17 protein-coding genes are annotated in these 13,815 nt (G+C 33.3%); all 17 read left to right on the top strand.

Annotated features, from left to right (window positions below; all coding sequences use genetic code 11):
• The first annotated feature begins 192 nt into the window (after positions 1-192).
• The 17 genes from fliS to CJF42_RS22515 all read left to right on the top strand — a co-directional run bounded on the left by fliS (position 193) and on the right by CJF42_RS22515 (position 13,810).
• Positions 193-606: a flagellar export chaperone FliS gene (fliS, locus tag CJF42_RS22595; protein WP_095368826.1), complete on the top strand. Its 414-nt coding sequence runs from the start codon at positions 193-195 to the stop codon at positions 604-606.
• A 2-nt stretch (positions 607-608) separates the two neighbouring features.
• Positions 609-899, top strand: a complete 291-nt coding sequence (locus CJF42_RS22590) for a hypothetical protein (RefSeq protein WP_095368825.1) — start codon at positions 609-611, stop codon at positions 897-899.
• Between the two features lie 94 nt (positions 900-993).
• Positions 994-1,995 (top strand): UDP-N-acetylglucosamine 4,6-dehydratase (inverting), encoded by a 1,002-nt coding sequence (pseB, locus tag CJF42_RS22585; protein ID WP_095368824.1) that lies wholly within the window; start codon positions 994-996, stop codon positions 1,993-1,995.
• A complete protein-coding gene (gene pseC, locus CJF42_RS22580) occupies positions 1,992-3,143 on the top strand; it encodes a UDP-4-amino-4,6-dideoxy-N-acetyl-beta-L-altrosamine transaminase (RefSeq protein ID WP_095368823.1) in 1,152 nt (383 codons plus the stop codon). Before pseB ends, pseC begins: the two co-directional genes overlap by 4 nt.
• Positions 3,140-3,982, top strand: coding sequence for an aldo/keto reductase (locus CJF42_RS22575; protein ID WP_095368822.1), 843 nt, complete (start codon positions 3,140-3,142; stop codon positions 3,980-3,982). Before pseC ends, CJF42_RS22575 begins: the two co-directional genes overlap by 4 nt.
• A gap of 3 nt (positions 3,983-3,985) precedes the next feature.
• Positions 3,986-4,534, top strand: coding sequence for a GNAT family N-acetyltransferase (locus tag CJF42_RS22570; protein ID WP_095368821.1), 549 nt, complete (start codon positions 3,986-3,988; stop codon positions 4,532-4,534).
• The gene (locus CJF42_RS22565) at positions 4,531-5,289 is read left to right on the top strand and encodes a cytidylyltransferase domain-containing protein (protein ID WP_095368820.1); all 759 of its coding nucleotides are present in this window, start codon (positions 4,531-4,533) and stop codon (positions 5,287-5,289) included. Before CJF42_RS22570 ends, CJF42_RS22565 begins: the two co-directional genes overlap by 4 nt.
• Positions 5,286-6,578, top strand: coding sequence for an aminotransferase class III-fold pyridoxal phosphate-dependent enzyme (locus CJF42_RS22560; RefSeq protein WP_095368819.1), 1,293 nt, complete (start codon positions 5,286-5,288; stop codon positions 6,576-6,578). The genes CJF42_RS22565 and CJF42_RS22560 overlap by 4 nt, the downstream gene beginning before the upstream one ends.
• Before the next feature lie 2 nt (positions 6,579-6,580).
• Positions 6,581-7,612, top strand: a complete 1,032-nt coding sequence (gene pseG, locus CJF42_RS22555) for a UDP-2,4-diacetamido-2,4,6-trideoxy-beta-L-altropyranose hydrolase (RefSeq protein ID WP_095368818.1) — start codon at positions 6,581-6,583, stop codon at positions 7,610-7,612.
• On the top strand, positions 7,603-8,271 hold the full coding sequence (locus CJF42_RS22550) for a PIG-L deacetylase family protein (RefSeq protein ID WP_095368817.1): 669 nt from the start codon (positions 7,603-7,605) through the stop codon (positions 8,269-8,271). Before pseG ends, CJF42_RS22550 begins: the two co-directional genes overlap by 10 nt.
• Before the next feature lie 62 nt (positions 8,272-8,333).
• Positions 8,334-9,026 carry a class I SAM-dependent methyltransferase gene (locus tag CJF42_RS22545; protein WP_095368816.1) on the top strand — a complete coding sequence of 231 codons (693 nt, stop codon included), beginning with the start codon at positions 8,334-8,336 and terminating at the stop codon, positions 9,024-9,026.
• A gap of 11 nt (positions 9,027-9,037) precedes the next feature.
• Positions 9,038-10,108: an N-acetylneuraminate synthase family protein gene (locus CJF42_RS22540; protein WP_170940719.1), complete on the top strand. Its 1,071-nt coding sequence runs from the start codon at positions 9,038-9,040 to the stop codon at positions 10,106-10,108.
• The gene (locus CJF42_RS22535; protein WP_095368814.1) at positions 10,098-10,559 is read left to right on the top strand and encodes an acyltransferase; all 462 of its coding nucleotides are present in this window, start codon (positions 10,098-10,100) and stop codon (positions 10,557-10,559) included. The genes CJF42_RS22540 and CJF42_RS22535 overlap by 11 nt, the downstream gene beginning before the upstream one ends.
• A 22-nt stretch (positions 10,560-10,581) precedes the next feature.
• Positions 10,582-11,580 carry a DegT/DnrJ/EryC1/StrS family aminotransferase gene (locus CJF42_RS22530; protein WP_095368813.1) on the top strand — a complete coding sequence of 333 codons (999 nt, stop codon included), beginning with the start codon at positions 10,582-10,584 and terminating at the stop codon, positions 11,578-11,580.
• Positions 11,577-12,260 (top strand): WbqC family protein, encoded by a 684-nt coding sequence (locus CJF42_RS22525; protein ID WP_095368812.1) that lies wholly within the window; start codon positions 11,577-11,579, stop codon positions 12,258-12,260. The genes CJF42_RS22530 and CJF42_RS22525 overlap by 4 nt, the downstream gene beginning before the upstream one ends.
• Positions 12,261-12,499: 239 nt before the next feature.
• Complete coding sequence (locus tag CJF42_RS22520) at positions 12,500-13,588, top strand: glycosyltransferase family protein (RefSeq protein ID WP_095368811.1); 1,089 nt, start codon at positions 12,500-12,502, stop codon at positions 13,586-13,588.
• A gap of 33 nt (positions 13,589-13,621) precedes the next feature.
• Positions 13,622-13,810, top strand: a complete 189-nt coding sequence (locus tag CJF42_RS22515) for a methyltransferase domain-containing protein (protein ID WP_095368810.1) — start codon at positions 13,622-13,624, stop codon at positions 13,808-13,810.
• Positions 13,811-13,815: the final 5 nt, after the last annotated feature.

Genomic DNA, 13,815 nt, shown 5'->3' with positions numbered 1-13,815 from the left:
TTAATTCACCGAGAATTGCTGCTCAAAAAGGACCTTACTTTAAAAAACTAAACTGAGCCTGTATTATAATTGATAAAAATATTTAAGAAATTAATAAATTGGACGATACCATAAGTATAAAATGAAATTAAGCCTCGTTTTCTGGCACTTTTCTTGCTTTTAATTTCATATGTTAATTATTAGGATCCCGTTATGGCACATTTATCTATAAACAAATATCGTCAAGTCAGTGTTAATAATGTTCAAGATATGACCCCGTACGAACAAGTAAATCTTATTTTTGTAAATATTATAGGTAAACTTGCAGCTGCAAAAGGTTCAATAGAGCGTAAAGAAATTGAAAAGAAAGGTAACAATATTTCTGTTTGTATTTCTTTAATTGGTGCGTTACAAGATGCATTAAATATGGATGATGGTGGTGAAATTTCAGCAAATCTCGCTTCTTTATATGAATACTGCCAATATAAATTAGTTAACGCCAATGTCAATAATGATATTGAAGGTCTACTAGAGGTATCTTCTATTATTAAAAACATAAAAGAAGGCTGGGAAGCAATCCCACAAGATATTAGACAAAACGATCAGGCTCAAGTAGCTGCAGGTTAATAATGAACTTTCATTTTGAAAATAATAAATTAAACGAGTTTTTTTCATCGTTATATACATCATTACAAAACGAAGATGGCAAATCATTAAAAATACAAAAAGAATTAGATTTATATATAAAATTTTTATGTGATAACCCAAATACAAAACCCTCTCAAAGTGAGATCCTTAATTTAAAAGAAAATATAAATAAATTATCTGCAATTGCAGAACAAAAAAGAAACTATTCAGAGAATAAAGTACTCAAGCAGAAACGTAATTCTAAAGCAATTGCTAAGTATCGTTCAGTTTAACAACATAAAAGACGCAATAACTATGAATCTAGTTAACGCCATGATATAAATCTTTTAAATACAATTACTCCTTTCAAAGTTGCAGAGTATAAATATGTTCAATAACAAAAATATTTTAATAACAGGTGGAACCGGGTCTTTTGGTAAAAAGTATGTAGCAACACTTTTGAAAAAATACCAACCAAATAAAATTATTATATTTTCTCGTGACGAATTAAAGCAGTTTGAAATGCAACAAGTTTTTAATGCCCCATGCATGCGCTATTTTATTGGTGATGTAAGAGATAAAGAAAGACTTAATAGAGCTATGCGCGGTGTTGACTTTGTAATCCATGCGGCGGCTATGAAACAGGTCCCTGCAGCAGAATATAACCCAATGGAATGTGTTAAAACAAACATTAATGGCGCTGAAAATGTCATTGATGCGGCCCTTAATAATGATGTTGAAAAAGTAATAGCACTATCTACTGACAAAGCCGCTAACCCGATTAGTTTATATGGTGCAACAAAACTCGCTTCAGATAAAATATTTGTTGCTGCTAATAATATCGCAGGAGGTCATAAAACAACGTTTTCGGTTGTGCGCTACGGTAATGTTGTAGGATCTAGAGGTTCTGTCGTTCCCTTCTTTGAAAAACTAATTAAAGAGGGCTCAGATCATTTACCTATCACACATGTGGGTATGACTCGTTTTTGGATCAGCTTACAGCAAGGTGTCGATTTTGTTTTGAAAAACTTTGCTCGTATGTATGGTGGGGAGATTTTTGTTCCAAAAATACCTTCTATTAAAATTACAGATTTAGCATCGGCAATTGCATCTAACTTACCGCAAAAAGAAGTAGGTATAAGACCAGGTGAAAAACTACATGAAATTATGTGCCCTGCAGATGACTCTTACCATACCTATGAGTTTGATGATCATTTTGTTATAGCACCCAGTATTAAATTTAGTAGTAGAACAAATGATTTTGATACAAATGGATTAAATGAAAATGGTACTTTAGTACAGCCTGAGTTTGAATATAACTCACATAATAACCCGCACTTTATGACTGTTGCAGAAATAAAAAACTTTAATGAGCATGCAGAATTGTGATCCCTTATGGTAAACAAGACATTAACCAACAAGATATTGACGCTGTTATTAATGTTTTAAAATCTGACTTTTTAACTCAAGGGCCTCAAGTTCCCGCTTTTGAGCAAGCCTTAGCAAATAAGTGTAATTCACAGTACGCTATTGCAGTTAACAGTGCCACTTCAGCATTGCATATTGCGAATTTAGCTTTAGGTGTAGGCCCTGGTGATATTGTTTGGACTAGCCCTGTTACTTTTGTAGCGACAGCAAATAGTGCCTTATATTGTGGCGCAAGTGTCGACTTTGTAGATATTGACTTAAGATCAGGCAATTTGTCTATAATCGCTTTAGAAAAAAAGCTAATAGATGCAAAAAATAATAACGCTCTTCCTAAAGTCATCATTCCAGTGCACTTAGCCGGCCAGTCTTGTGATATGCAACAAATACATGCGTTATCACAAGAGTATGGCTTTAAAATAATAGAAGATGCCTCCCATGCAGTTGGTGGACAATACCAAGAAAAATCTATAGGGGCTTGTCAATATTCAGATATATGTATTTTTAGTTTTCATCCTGTAAAAATAATTACCTCCGCAGAAGGCGGTATGGCACTAACTAACAGTGACAAAATAGCAGAGAAACTAAAATTATTTAGATCTCATGGCATAGTGTCTGAACAAAATAAAATGACTGAACCAAGTCATGGACCTTGGTATTACCAACAAATAGCTTTAGGCTTTAATTATCGAATGACTGATTTACAAGCTGCTTTAGGATTAAGTCAGCTGAATCGCATCGATACTTTTATTGAAAAAAGAAACCAATTAGCAAAAATATATGATAATGCATTTTCAAACTCAAATTTAAAAGTGCTAACTCCCAAAGCTGATAGATTATCATCTTACCATCTCTATATAGTACTATTACCCGAAGTAAATGTAGAACTTCATAAACAAGCAATAATAAAATTAAGAGAACAAGGTTTGTGTGCACATGTACATTATATACCAGTTCATCTGCAACCTTATTATAAAGAGCTAGGATTTAACCCTGGCGATTTTCCAAATGCTGAGGAATACTATCAGCGTGCAATATCACTCCCCCTGCATCCCCAATTAACAGCTCAAGAGCAAAAGTATATTATAGAGCAAGTAAAGGCTTTAGTATGAAACTAGTACTAGGCACAGTGCAGCTAGGTTTAGATTATGGAATAAGCAATAACCAAGGACAAGTAACTAAATCACAAGCAAGCAATATTTTACAAACAGCTAACGAAATAGGAATTACTACTTTTGATACAGCTGCAGCTTATGGTAATTCAGAAAGTTTACTTGGGAGTTTATTGCCACAGAATTCTAAAATAATATCAAAACTACCACCTGAATTAAAACATACTGACAATTTAAATAAAGAAATGTTGTCTTCATTACAAAAATTACAAAAAGATGAGATTTATGCACTTATGCTCCATGATGCAGATGTATTAATTCAGTATCCTGAAATTTCAAAGAAATTACAGAAAATTAAACTATCTGGAAAAATACAAAAAATCGGAGTGTCTTTTTATTTTCCTGAGCAGCTTGAAGCTTGCTTAAATATGGATTTAGATATAATTCAAATTCCAATTAACATTTTAGATCAAAGGTTTTTGGCATCTGATTTGCTTAAAAAAGTTAAACAAAAGGGTATAGAGATACATGTCCGCTCAGCTTTTTTACAAGGCCTTTTATTAATGAAAACTGAAGGTTTAAGTAATTATTTTAATAAATTTAGTATATTAAAGCAGTTAGAAACTGAGCTATCTGATAAGTCCATTAATAAACTAAACGCCTGCGTTGGCTTTGTAAAATCTATAAAAGAAATAGATGCGTTGGTTGTAGGCTGTTGTCATTCATCTGAATTAATAGAAATTCACCAAGCATTTGCTAATGCAGCACCTTTTGATGGAAGCTTATATTCAAGCCAAGATTTAAACTTAATTTACCCTGCTAACTGGCCTCAGGAGTAGACAATGGAAAATTTAACACCATTTATACAAGGTAAAAAGATCTACCTAAGAGAAGTACGTCACAGCGATGTTTCTGATGATTATTATAACTGGCTTAACGATCCCGAAATAAATCAATACTTAGAAACTCGTTACATTCCACAATCAAAGGAAATGATTTCTGACTTTATTCATTCAAAGAAAAGTGAACCTTTTTTTGCCATTTGTTGTAACAATACTCATAAACATATAGGTAATATCAAGCTTTCTATACTAAATAATATCCATCGTCGTGCTGACCTTTCCTTATTGATTGGAGATAAAAACTATTGGGGAAAAGGCATAGCAACAGAATCTATTTGTTTAACCTCCGACTTTGCATTCTCACAATTAAATATAAACAAAATTCAAGCTGGTGCATACCATTTAAATATCAGTAGTATAAAAGCGTTTGAAAAAGCTGGCTATCAACAAGAAGGCCTCTTAAAAGAATTTGCTTTTAGTAAAAATCAAGCCTTACATTTAGTCTATTTAGGTCTAACTAGAACAGAGTATTATTCAAATAAATTATGATATTAGCTATAATACAAGCGAGAATGGGTTCAACAAGGTTACCTGGTAAAGTTTTGAAACCTTTATTGGGAAAGCCTATGCTTGCTCATCAAATTTCAAGAATTAAAAAATGTACAAAAATAGATAAACTTGTTATAGCAACATCAAATTTAGAGCAAGATAATGATATTTATAAGCTAGCTCAAAGTTTTAATATACCTTGTTATCGAGGGAGCCAAGATAATGTACTTAAACGTTTTTATGAAGCCAGCTTAGTATACTCTCCAACACACATAGTAAGATTAACTGCAGACTGTCCTGTGATTGATGCGAAGCTAATAGATGACGTAATTGCTTTGCATTTATCTGAAAATAATGATTACACAGCTAATTGTGAAGAAAATAAATATACTTTTCCAGATGGTTTAGATGTTGAAATTTTTTCTTTTCAAGCTTTATTATCCAGTTATAAAAATGCAACTAATAAGTCTGATTTAGAACATGTTACACCTTATATTATTGAACATAGTGATATATTCAAATTAGGTATTTTACACCAAGAAGAAAACTGGTCTTACATGCGATTAACCGTAGATAATATTGAAGACTTCCAATTAATTGAGCATATTTATAAGGCTCTTTATGAAAAAAATAATGACTTTGACCGCTTTGACATAAAGGAATTTTTAGATTCTCACCCTGAATTAATAAAACTTAATCAGAATTATAAAATAAATTATGCTTTTCATACTGATCAAAACAAGATAAAACCATGACGCAAAAACGCTATCAAAACTCCACAGCACAATTAGCAGCTACCGAAAAGCTGATCCCTTACGCATCTCAAACTTTTAGTAAAAGTAGATATTGCTTTCCTGTCGGGGCTGCTCCCCTATTTATTGACAAAGCCGAAGGGTCACAAGTATGGGATATCGATGGCAATCAATATACTGATTTCATTAGCGCTTTATTATGCATTAGCTTAGGTTATAAAAATGATGCCGTTAACCAAGCAGTGATAGATCAGTTAAGCTCAGGTATGAGTTTTTCTTTACCTCATTTACTTGAAACGCAAGTGGCAGAAAAACTAGTTAACTTGATCCCTTGCGCGCAAATGGTGCGTTTTGGAAAAAATGGCACCGATGTAACCAGTGGTGCGATACGACTTGCGCGTGCTTTTACCAATAAAGAACATGTTTTAGTGTGTGGTTATCATGGGTGGCAAGATTGGTATATTGGCTCTACAACTAGAGACTTAGGGGTGCCAGAAGCGGTAAAGTCCCTGACACATAGCTTTGAATTTAATAATATTGCTTCATTGCAAAACTTATTTAAACAACTTCAGGGGAAAGTTGCCGCAGTAATCATGGAACCTATGAATATTGAGTTTCCTGAACTCGGATTTTTAGAAAGCGTTAAACAGATCACTAAGGATAATGATGCCTTACTTATTTTTGACGAAATCATCACAGGTTTCAGGTTTAATATGGGTGGGGCACAAAGCTTGTTTAATGTTACACCAGATCTAGCCACCTTTGGCAAGGGCATGGCAAATGGTTTGCCACTATCTGCCTTGGTAGGAAAAAAAGAAATCATGACTAAGATGGATGATATCTTCTTTTCTGGTACTTTTGGTGGGGAAACTTTATCTCTGGCAGCTGCAAATGCTTGCATTGATACCATGATAGAACAAAACTTTATTTCCGAATTAAAAGTTAAAGGTGATTACCTACTGAATAAGCTTAACCTTTTAATTAACAAGCATGATGCGAGTCATTTTTCATATACCTCAGGATATCCTGCCTGGAGCTTTTTCCATTTAAAAGACTATAAAAACTACACTTCAAACCAGCTAAGAACTTATTTCATTCAGCAAATGAGCAAATATGGTATTTTGATACAGAGTTCCCATAATCTAAATCATGCCCATACACTGGCTGATATTGATAAACTGTTAAATTGCTACGATCTGGTGATCTCAGAGCTTAAAACGCATATTAATGAGCAAACCCTTGAAGCTGCATTTGAAGGTTTGCAGCTTGAACCTATTTTTAAAGTACGTTAAATATGCGTATTGCATTCAGGGTAGACGCATCAAACAGTATAGGAACGGGCCATCTTATGCGCTGTATTGAATTAGCAAATACATTAATAGATGTTAATATCTATTCTGTATTTATTACTTCTGAAGACGCTCTCAGTAAATCAATACTTGAAACTTCAGAGCTTAAGTTCATTACTCTCGATACGCTTACTCTCGATACGCTTACTCTAGAGCAAGATGCAATACAGACAAAGCGAATTTTACACTCAGAAAAAATTGATGTTTTGCTGGTAGATCACTATCAGGTTAACCTCGATTGGCAAAGTCATGTTAAGGCCAAAAATTTAATTATTATTGACGATTTAGCCAATAGACCACATCTATGTGATTTATTAATAGATACTAGCGACCAACAAAAGCTTGAGTTATATAAAAAATTGACCAAACATAATTGTGAATGCTTAATAGGCCCTAAATATGCGATTATTCGAGATGAATTTTTAACGTCTCAAACAAGCAATATAGAATATGATATTTTTATATGCTTTGGCGGTTCAGATCCAGATAAGTATACCTTTTCAAGCTTGAAAACCTTAGCTAAAAAAAGTTATACAGGGAAAATTTGTGCTGTCGTTGGACAAGGCTATAATGGCTTTTCTCTATTACAGATTTGGGTAAAACAATCAAATTTAAATATTCACCTTTTCCAAGATCCTAATAATTTAGCCCAGTTAATGGCTCAAAGCGAGTTAATCATTTCAGCTGCTGGTAGCATGCTATTTGAAGCCGCTAGCCTGGCTAAAAAAATTATAATGATAAAAACCGACGATAATCAAATTGATAACATTAAATTATTTCTTAAAAATCAGGCTGCCTTAGAATCCGATATAATTAATCTTAATGATGTGATTATAGAAATAAAAAATACAAAAATAAATTTAACTCAATATAGTAAAAAACTTTGTGATGGCCAGGGGAAATTTAGAATTTCAAAAGCAATTAAACGACTTATGGAGAAGAACAGTAACTTAAAAGAGGTAAACCGGTGCAAATAGCAATTATAGTGGCACATCCAGATGATGAAGCCTTAGGGTGCGGCGGCACCATAGCAAAACACACAGTGAATGGTGATACTGTTAATTTACTGACTTTAGCCGATGGTGTTGGCTCACGACTTAATAGTAATAACTCTGATCTCAAGCTTAGAAACTCTGCACTAATAAAGTCTAGTCAGGTGTTAGGTATCTCCCATGTAGAGTCAGCAGATTTTCCCGATAACCAATTTGACTCCGTGCCTTTACTAACAATAACACAGGCAATAGAGAGTTTTTTACAGCGTTTTCCTGCCGAACGTATTTATACCCATTTTGCTAATGATTTAAACATAGATCACCAAAAAACACATGCTGCAGTTTTAACAGCCTGTAGACCTCAACCAGAGCAAAATGTTAAACAAATCTTTTGTTTCGAAACCCTCTCTAGTACAGAATGGGCAAGTCATCAATACCCAGCATTCAGGCCAAATTACTTTGTTGATATTAGCATATCTATGAAAAATAAAATGCAGGCACTAGAAGCTTATCATGAAGAAATGCGACCTGCCCCCCATACCCGTAGCTTTGATAATGTTCAAGCTTTGGCTCAGTATAGAGGCATGAGTATTGGCTTAAAATTTGCTGAATCGTTTTACATCGAACGTTATATTGAAGCTTAATTTAAGAGTGAAAATGATGCCGATATATTATTTACAGTACAAACAACTAAATAGAGATCATTATGAATCATACATTTGATCCAACCTGGGAAAATATTTATTCTCAAGGAGCACATTTAAATCGCTACCCATTTGATGCCGTTGTATCATTTGTATTCAGCTACCGCCCTCAAACACAGCCTATAGACCAAACTCATATTTTAGAAGTTGGGTGTGGTGCAGGTAATAATTTATGGTTTGCTGCACGGGAGGGGTTTAAGGTAACTGGAATTGATGGCAGTGAAAGTGCAATCGCATATGCTAATCAACGCTTTAAAAGTGAAGGTCTTGAGTCTGATTTGCAAACTGCTAATTTCACTAATTTACCTTTTAAAAATGAAAATTTTCATTTAGTAATAGACAGATGTGCGATCACGCATACAGATAATAAAGGTATGAAAAAAGCGATAGCTGAAGTACATCGTGTATTAAAAAATAATGGTCACTTTTTATTTAGTACTTTTGCCGATACCCATAGCAGTGCTTCAATGGGAACTTATAACAACGAAACCCAAACTGTAACAGATATTAAAGGTGGTTCACTTGTAGATGTAGGTCAGATCTCATTTTTATCATTAAATGAAATAAAACGTTTATTATCTGACAAAAAATGGGAAATGCTCAGAGCACAAAGAGTAGAAACCACTGATTTTGCTCATGCTCCCCACCAAATACAAGCTGAATGGCGTGTAATAGCCAAAAAAATATCAAATTAAGGGAGATAACCGTGAACTCACAAATAAAAATTGGGCAAAGGGTCTTAAGTAAATCATCAAAACCTTTCATTATAGCTGAAGCAGGGATTAATCATAATGGAGATCTTGATACTGCAAAAAAAATGGTCCTTGTAGCTAAAGAAGCGGGTTGTGATGCGGTAAAGTTTCAAACTTTTACAGCAGCAGAATTTTGTGGTGATCCAACACAAATGTTTACCTATACTTCACAGGGAAAAGAAGTGACAGAGCCTATGCTTGATATGTTTCAGAGGCATGAGTTTAGCCTGCAACAATGGCAGGAGCTTAAAGAATTCTGCAGTCTAGAAAGAATTTGTTTTTTATCAACTCCACAAAATGTAATTGACTTACAGCTCTTACTTTCATTAGATATAGATGCAATAAAAGTCGGCTCTGACGACTTTACTAATATCCCACTATTAAAACGTTATCGCAAAGCAAACCTCCCTATGATTTTATCTTGCGGCATGTCTGACTTATCAGAAGTTCATCAGGCATTAGATGCGTTAAACGTCATTCATGACCCTGCACCTAATGTGATTTTATGTTTATGTACTTCTCAATATCCGACCCCAGCCACAGATATTAATTTAAATAAACTAAAAACATTAGAAGGTGCCTTTCCTAATATTATTAAAGGGTTTTCTGATCACAGCCAGGGCCCACTAGCATCCTCTTTGGCTGTGGCTTTTGGTGCCATTTTATTTGAAAAACACTTCACCTTAGATAATCAAATGTCCGGACCAGATCATTGGTTTTCAGAAAATCCTGAATCATTAAAGATCTGGACTGATTCCATCCGTACAGCACATACTATGCTAGGTAGCCATACTGTAGCCCCTACAAAAGCCGAAAAAAAAATGCGCACCTTAGCAAGACGCTCAATTGTAGCTTTAAAAGATATAAAACGAGGCGAATTTTTCAGTGAAGAAAATATAGGTTTAAGACGCCCTGGCAATGGCTTATCTCCCATATTGTTTGAAGAAATTTTAGGCCTAAAGGCAAGTAGGAAAATCGACGCTACTCAATTATTACAATTCGGAGACTTTAAACATGGAACATAATGATTTTTCTAAAAAATTTTCGGATCATACTCACTTTAAAGAAAATCGATTTCATCCTTTAGTTTGGATCAATGGCGAACCGAATATAGGGGGAAATGTTTATATAGGTGGCATGTCTGAAGTCAATGCCACTGATACTCAAGTCTTTATCGGCGATAACTGCGATATTGCATCTTTTGTATCAATAAATTGTGCCGATTCTCATAAGTTGTGCCTAGGACTCACTAATGAAGTAGACCGAAAACCTATTCATATAGAGAATAATGTTTTTATCGGCTCCCACTCAGTTGTCAAAGGAGGTGCCCATATAGGTCATCATAGTGTTGTTGCTGCAGGTACTATCGTTGAAGGTATAGAGATCCCACCTTACTCATTGATAATTGGAAATCCAATGCAAATCAAAGCTGGTTATTATCTAAACGAGATCAACAATCACAACTCGTCAGTTTAATTAATTGCAGGTATGTATATTCATGATCCCTCATAATAAACCTAGTTCATCACCTAATGAGCAAAAGTATATATCTCAGGTTTTACAATCCAGACAGCTTACAAACGGAATTTTTACTAATAAGTTTGAAAATAGTATTTGTGATTTATTAAATTTACCTCATGGTCATGCAGTGGCAGTCAGTAGTGGTTCCGCAGCTTTATATATTAGCTTAATGTTACTCAATGCTAGCAATAAAACAATCGCTATGCCTGCGTATGTGTGCAGCTCTTTAAAACAAGCCACAAAGTTAGCCAATGCACAATGTAAGGTCTTAGATATAAATGTAGGTTACCCCAGTATTAAACAAAAAGCATTGGATAACAGCCATGCTGATATTTTAATAAACCCTTATTTATATGGTTTAGCAAGTCAGTTACCTACATTTTCAGGACCTATCATTGAAGATTGCGCCCAAGCTCTTGGAGCGAGTATTAATGGCAAGTATTTGGGCACACGCTCTGATATCGGCATTCTATCTTTTTATGCTACAAAACTAATTACTTCAGGTGGCCAAGGAGGTATGATAATTAGCAAAAATTTATCATTAATTAATCTTGCCAGAGATTTTATAAACTTTGATATGCAAAAAGATGGTAAACTTAGATTTAATTTTTTCATGACTGAAGTTCAAGCTGCAATAGGGCTTTCTCAATTAGAACACTATCCTGAATTTTTAAATAAGCGTCAAAAAATTTGGAATACATATCAAAAATATCAATTACCACTACTAGATAACCCGAATAAATCTACGGATAATATAAGATTCAGAGCTGTAATAAAAACCGACAAAGCGAAACATCTAATTTCTCACCTTGCAAGTAAAGGTATTAATGCAATTGTGCCCATAGAAGATTGGGAATTATTAGACCCTAGAGCTATGAACTCAACAGATTTGAGTCAAAATACGGTATCATTGCCTATATACCCAGATTTAGAGCAAGCAGAATATATTGCAAAAACAGTAAGTGAATATTTATGATCATATCTATTAATCAACCAGCCTACCTTCCTTGGTTGGGCTACTTTGAGCGCATAGCCAAAAGTGATCTGCATGTTGTATTAGATCATGTCCAATTTGAAAAAAACTCTATGGTTAATCGTAATAAAATTAATTCACCCAATGGCCCTTCTCTCTTAACTGTTCCAGTTAAAACAGCTAAAAAGTTTGGAGATCTTGCAATCAATAATATTCAAATAAATAATCAAAATAAATGGCAAAAAAAACACTGGCAATCCATCTTTTTTAACTATAAAAAGTCAGATTACTTTCATTTGTATCAAGCAAGCTTAGAGGCTCAATATCAACAAGATTGGACTAATTTAAACTCTCTTTTAAAAGTGCAATTAAAATTCTTTTTATCAACTCTAAAAATAACAACTCCCATTATTTACAGCTCTGAACTAAATCTAACTAAAACTAAATCAGAATTAGTTTTAGAAATTTGCAAGAATCAAAATGCTACAACATATTTGTCAGGCCCTTTTGGCCGAGACTATTTAGAACTTGAAGCTTTTAAAAAAAATGATATAAAAGTTACTTATCAAGACTACCTTCACCCAATATATTCACAATTTAATGATACTTTTGAATCTCATTTGAGTACTTTAGATTTATTAATGCACCACGGTAATGAAGCGATTAATATTTTAAGGTCTTAAATATATAAATTAGAGATATTTGGTGCGTTTTTTGCTATATTTATTTTTTTATATATGGATTTTGTAACGATGGAAGTTGTAAAAAAATACTTATCTTAAATAATTCTTGTGGTCCAATAACTAAGTTAGCTAGTGAATTAATAAACTTAGGGATTGAAGTTAGCTTTTTTGAATCTCTTCCCAGTTCTGATATTAATGAATTCAAAAATCAAGCCATCGATTTTAATCCTGATTATATTTTGCAGCAAAATTTAAATGTATTTACCTTAACAGGGAATTTTGGAATTCAAGCCCAAGAATGGCTAGCTACCAGTGAATTTAAACAATTATTTTGGTTTCTTGGCAGGCCAGATTCAGGAGGAAGCCCATCTCATTTATTTTATTTGTTAAAGCAAGGCGCTTTTAATAATGCAATTTTTCTTTGTGCTTCAAAGCAATATGAAGATATTTTTGAATTATATAGTGTAAAAACACATTATTTTCCAAGTGTAGTAGATAGTATATACATTGACTCGATAAATAATCAAGACCCTAAGCAAGAAGTCATTTATTGGAGTGATACAGCTCCTTCTTTACTTTTAGCAGATAGGCCAAAAGAAACTTTAGCTCTGTTAGCTTCTCCAGAAGATATGACTAGAAGTGTTATAAATCTATTTTATCTTCTATGTTTACAAACATTCCCCGAGTTAAAAAAAGACCAAGATAAAAACTTTAATATTTTCCTAAAAATAGTTTCCCCTCATTTATTAGAGGTATTTAAAGATTATGGTATTTCATCTGAATTATACGAATCTAAGAGGAATTCATTTTTTTCATCTATTGAAAATAAGCTTAATAAAGACATATTTCATACATTGAAATCTGGAGTGTTGCAGCTAGATAATTCATACGGGGATTTTATTACCAACAATATCTATCAAAAAACAAAAGATATTTTTCAGGGTGTTGGTGGTAGTCAATACTGGGATAATATTGGTGCTGACAATTTAATTTCTTTAGAAAAAAAGTTCATTTCATTCAAAAATACAAATATTACAGTATCACATTCTGCTTACTTTACTATGTCTGCACCTTCTAATACTCCTTTTGAAGTATTTCTGTCTGGTGGTTTTTCATTATCTGAACACAGGGCTGAAATTTATGATTTATTACCAATAACAGAAAAAATAACTTACAGCTCAATAAGTGAACTTAAAGAGCTGATTTTTTATTATAATAAAAACAAAGATTTGAGATTAGATATTGCTGCTAGAGCGAAAGAGCACATTAATCAATATCATACATATAAAAATACAGCATCTGAATTAGTTAGACTCTTAAATAAGTAATAAAAATAAATTATCTTAATATTTGGAGGTAAAATGGAACCAGTTGCAAGAATATTAGCAAGAGATAGATTAGTTAGAATGTTAAATGCGTATGTTAATGTAAATAGTAATTTAACAGTGTTAGATGTAGGTTGTGGTAACGGATATATTTTAAGGGAGATGATTAATTTAGGAGCAAAACCTGAAAACTGCCTAGGTATCGATTTATACCAATCAGATTAAATTTG

It is taken from the genome of Pseudoalteromonas sp. NBT06-2 (assembly GCF_002276045.1).
GTDB lineage: Bacteria > Pseudomonadota > Gammaproteobacteria > Enterobacterales > Alteromonadaceae > Pseudoalteromonas.
This window is presented reverse-complemented; position numbering and strand designations above follow the sequence as displayed.

What these genes read in the sequence shown, in the direction of transcription:
- fliS (WP_095368826.1), top strand. Translation starts at nt 193, where the DNA reads ATGGCACATTTATCTATAAACAAATATCGTCAAGTCAGTGTTAATAAT.
- CJF42_RS22590 (WP_095368825.1), top strand. Translation starts at nt 609, where the DNA reads ATGAACTTTCATTTTGAAAATAATAAATTAAACGAGTTTTTTTCATCG.
- pseB (WP_095368824.1), top strand. Translation starts at nt 994, where the DNA reads ATGTTCAATAACAAAAATATTTTAATAACAGGTGGAACCGGGTCTTTT.
- CJF42_RS22575 (WP_095368822.1), top strand. Translation starts at nt 3,140, where the DNA reads ATGAAACTAGTACTAGGCACAGTGCAGCTAGGTTTAGATTATGGAATA.
- CJF42_RS22570 (WP_095368821.1), top strand. Translation starts at nt 3,986, where the DNA reads ATGGAAAATTTAACACCATTTATACAAGGTAAAAAGATCTACCTAAGA.
- CJF42_RS22565 (WP_095368820.1), top strand. Translation starts at nt 4,531, where the DNA reads ATGATATTAGCTATAATACAAGCGAGAATGGGTTCAACAAGGTTACCT.
- CJF42_RS22560 (WP_095368819.1), top strand. Translation starts at nt 5,286, where the DNA reads ATGACGCAAAAACGCTATCAAAACTCCACAGCACAATTAGCAGCTACC.
- pseG (WP_095368818.1), top strand. Translation starts at nt 6,581, where the DNA reads ATGCGTATTGCATTCAGGGTAGACGCATCAAACAGTATAGGAACGGGC.
- CJF42_RS22545 (WP_095368816.1), top strand. Translation starts at nt 8,334, where the DNA reads ATGAATCATACATTTGATCCAACCTGGGAAAATATTTATTCTCAAGGA.
- CJF42_RS22535 (WP_095368814.1), top strand. Translation starts at nt 10,098, where the DNA reads ATGGAACATAATGATTTTTCTAAAAAATTTTCGGATCATACTCACTTT.
- CJF42_RS22530 (WP_095368813.1), top strand. Translation starts at nt 10,582, where the DNA reads ATGATCCCTCATAATAAACCTAGTTCATCACCTAATGAGCAAAAGTAT.
- CJF42_RS22525 (WP_095368812.1), top strand. Translation starts at nt 11,577, where the DNA reads ATGATCATATCTATTAATCAACCAGCCTACCTTCCTTGGTTGGGCTAC.
- CJF42_RS22515 (WP_095368810.1), top strand. Translation starts at nt 13,622, where the DNA reads ATGGAACCAGTTGCAAGAATATTAGCAAGAGATAGATTAGTTAGAATG.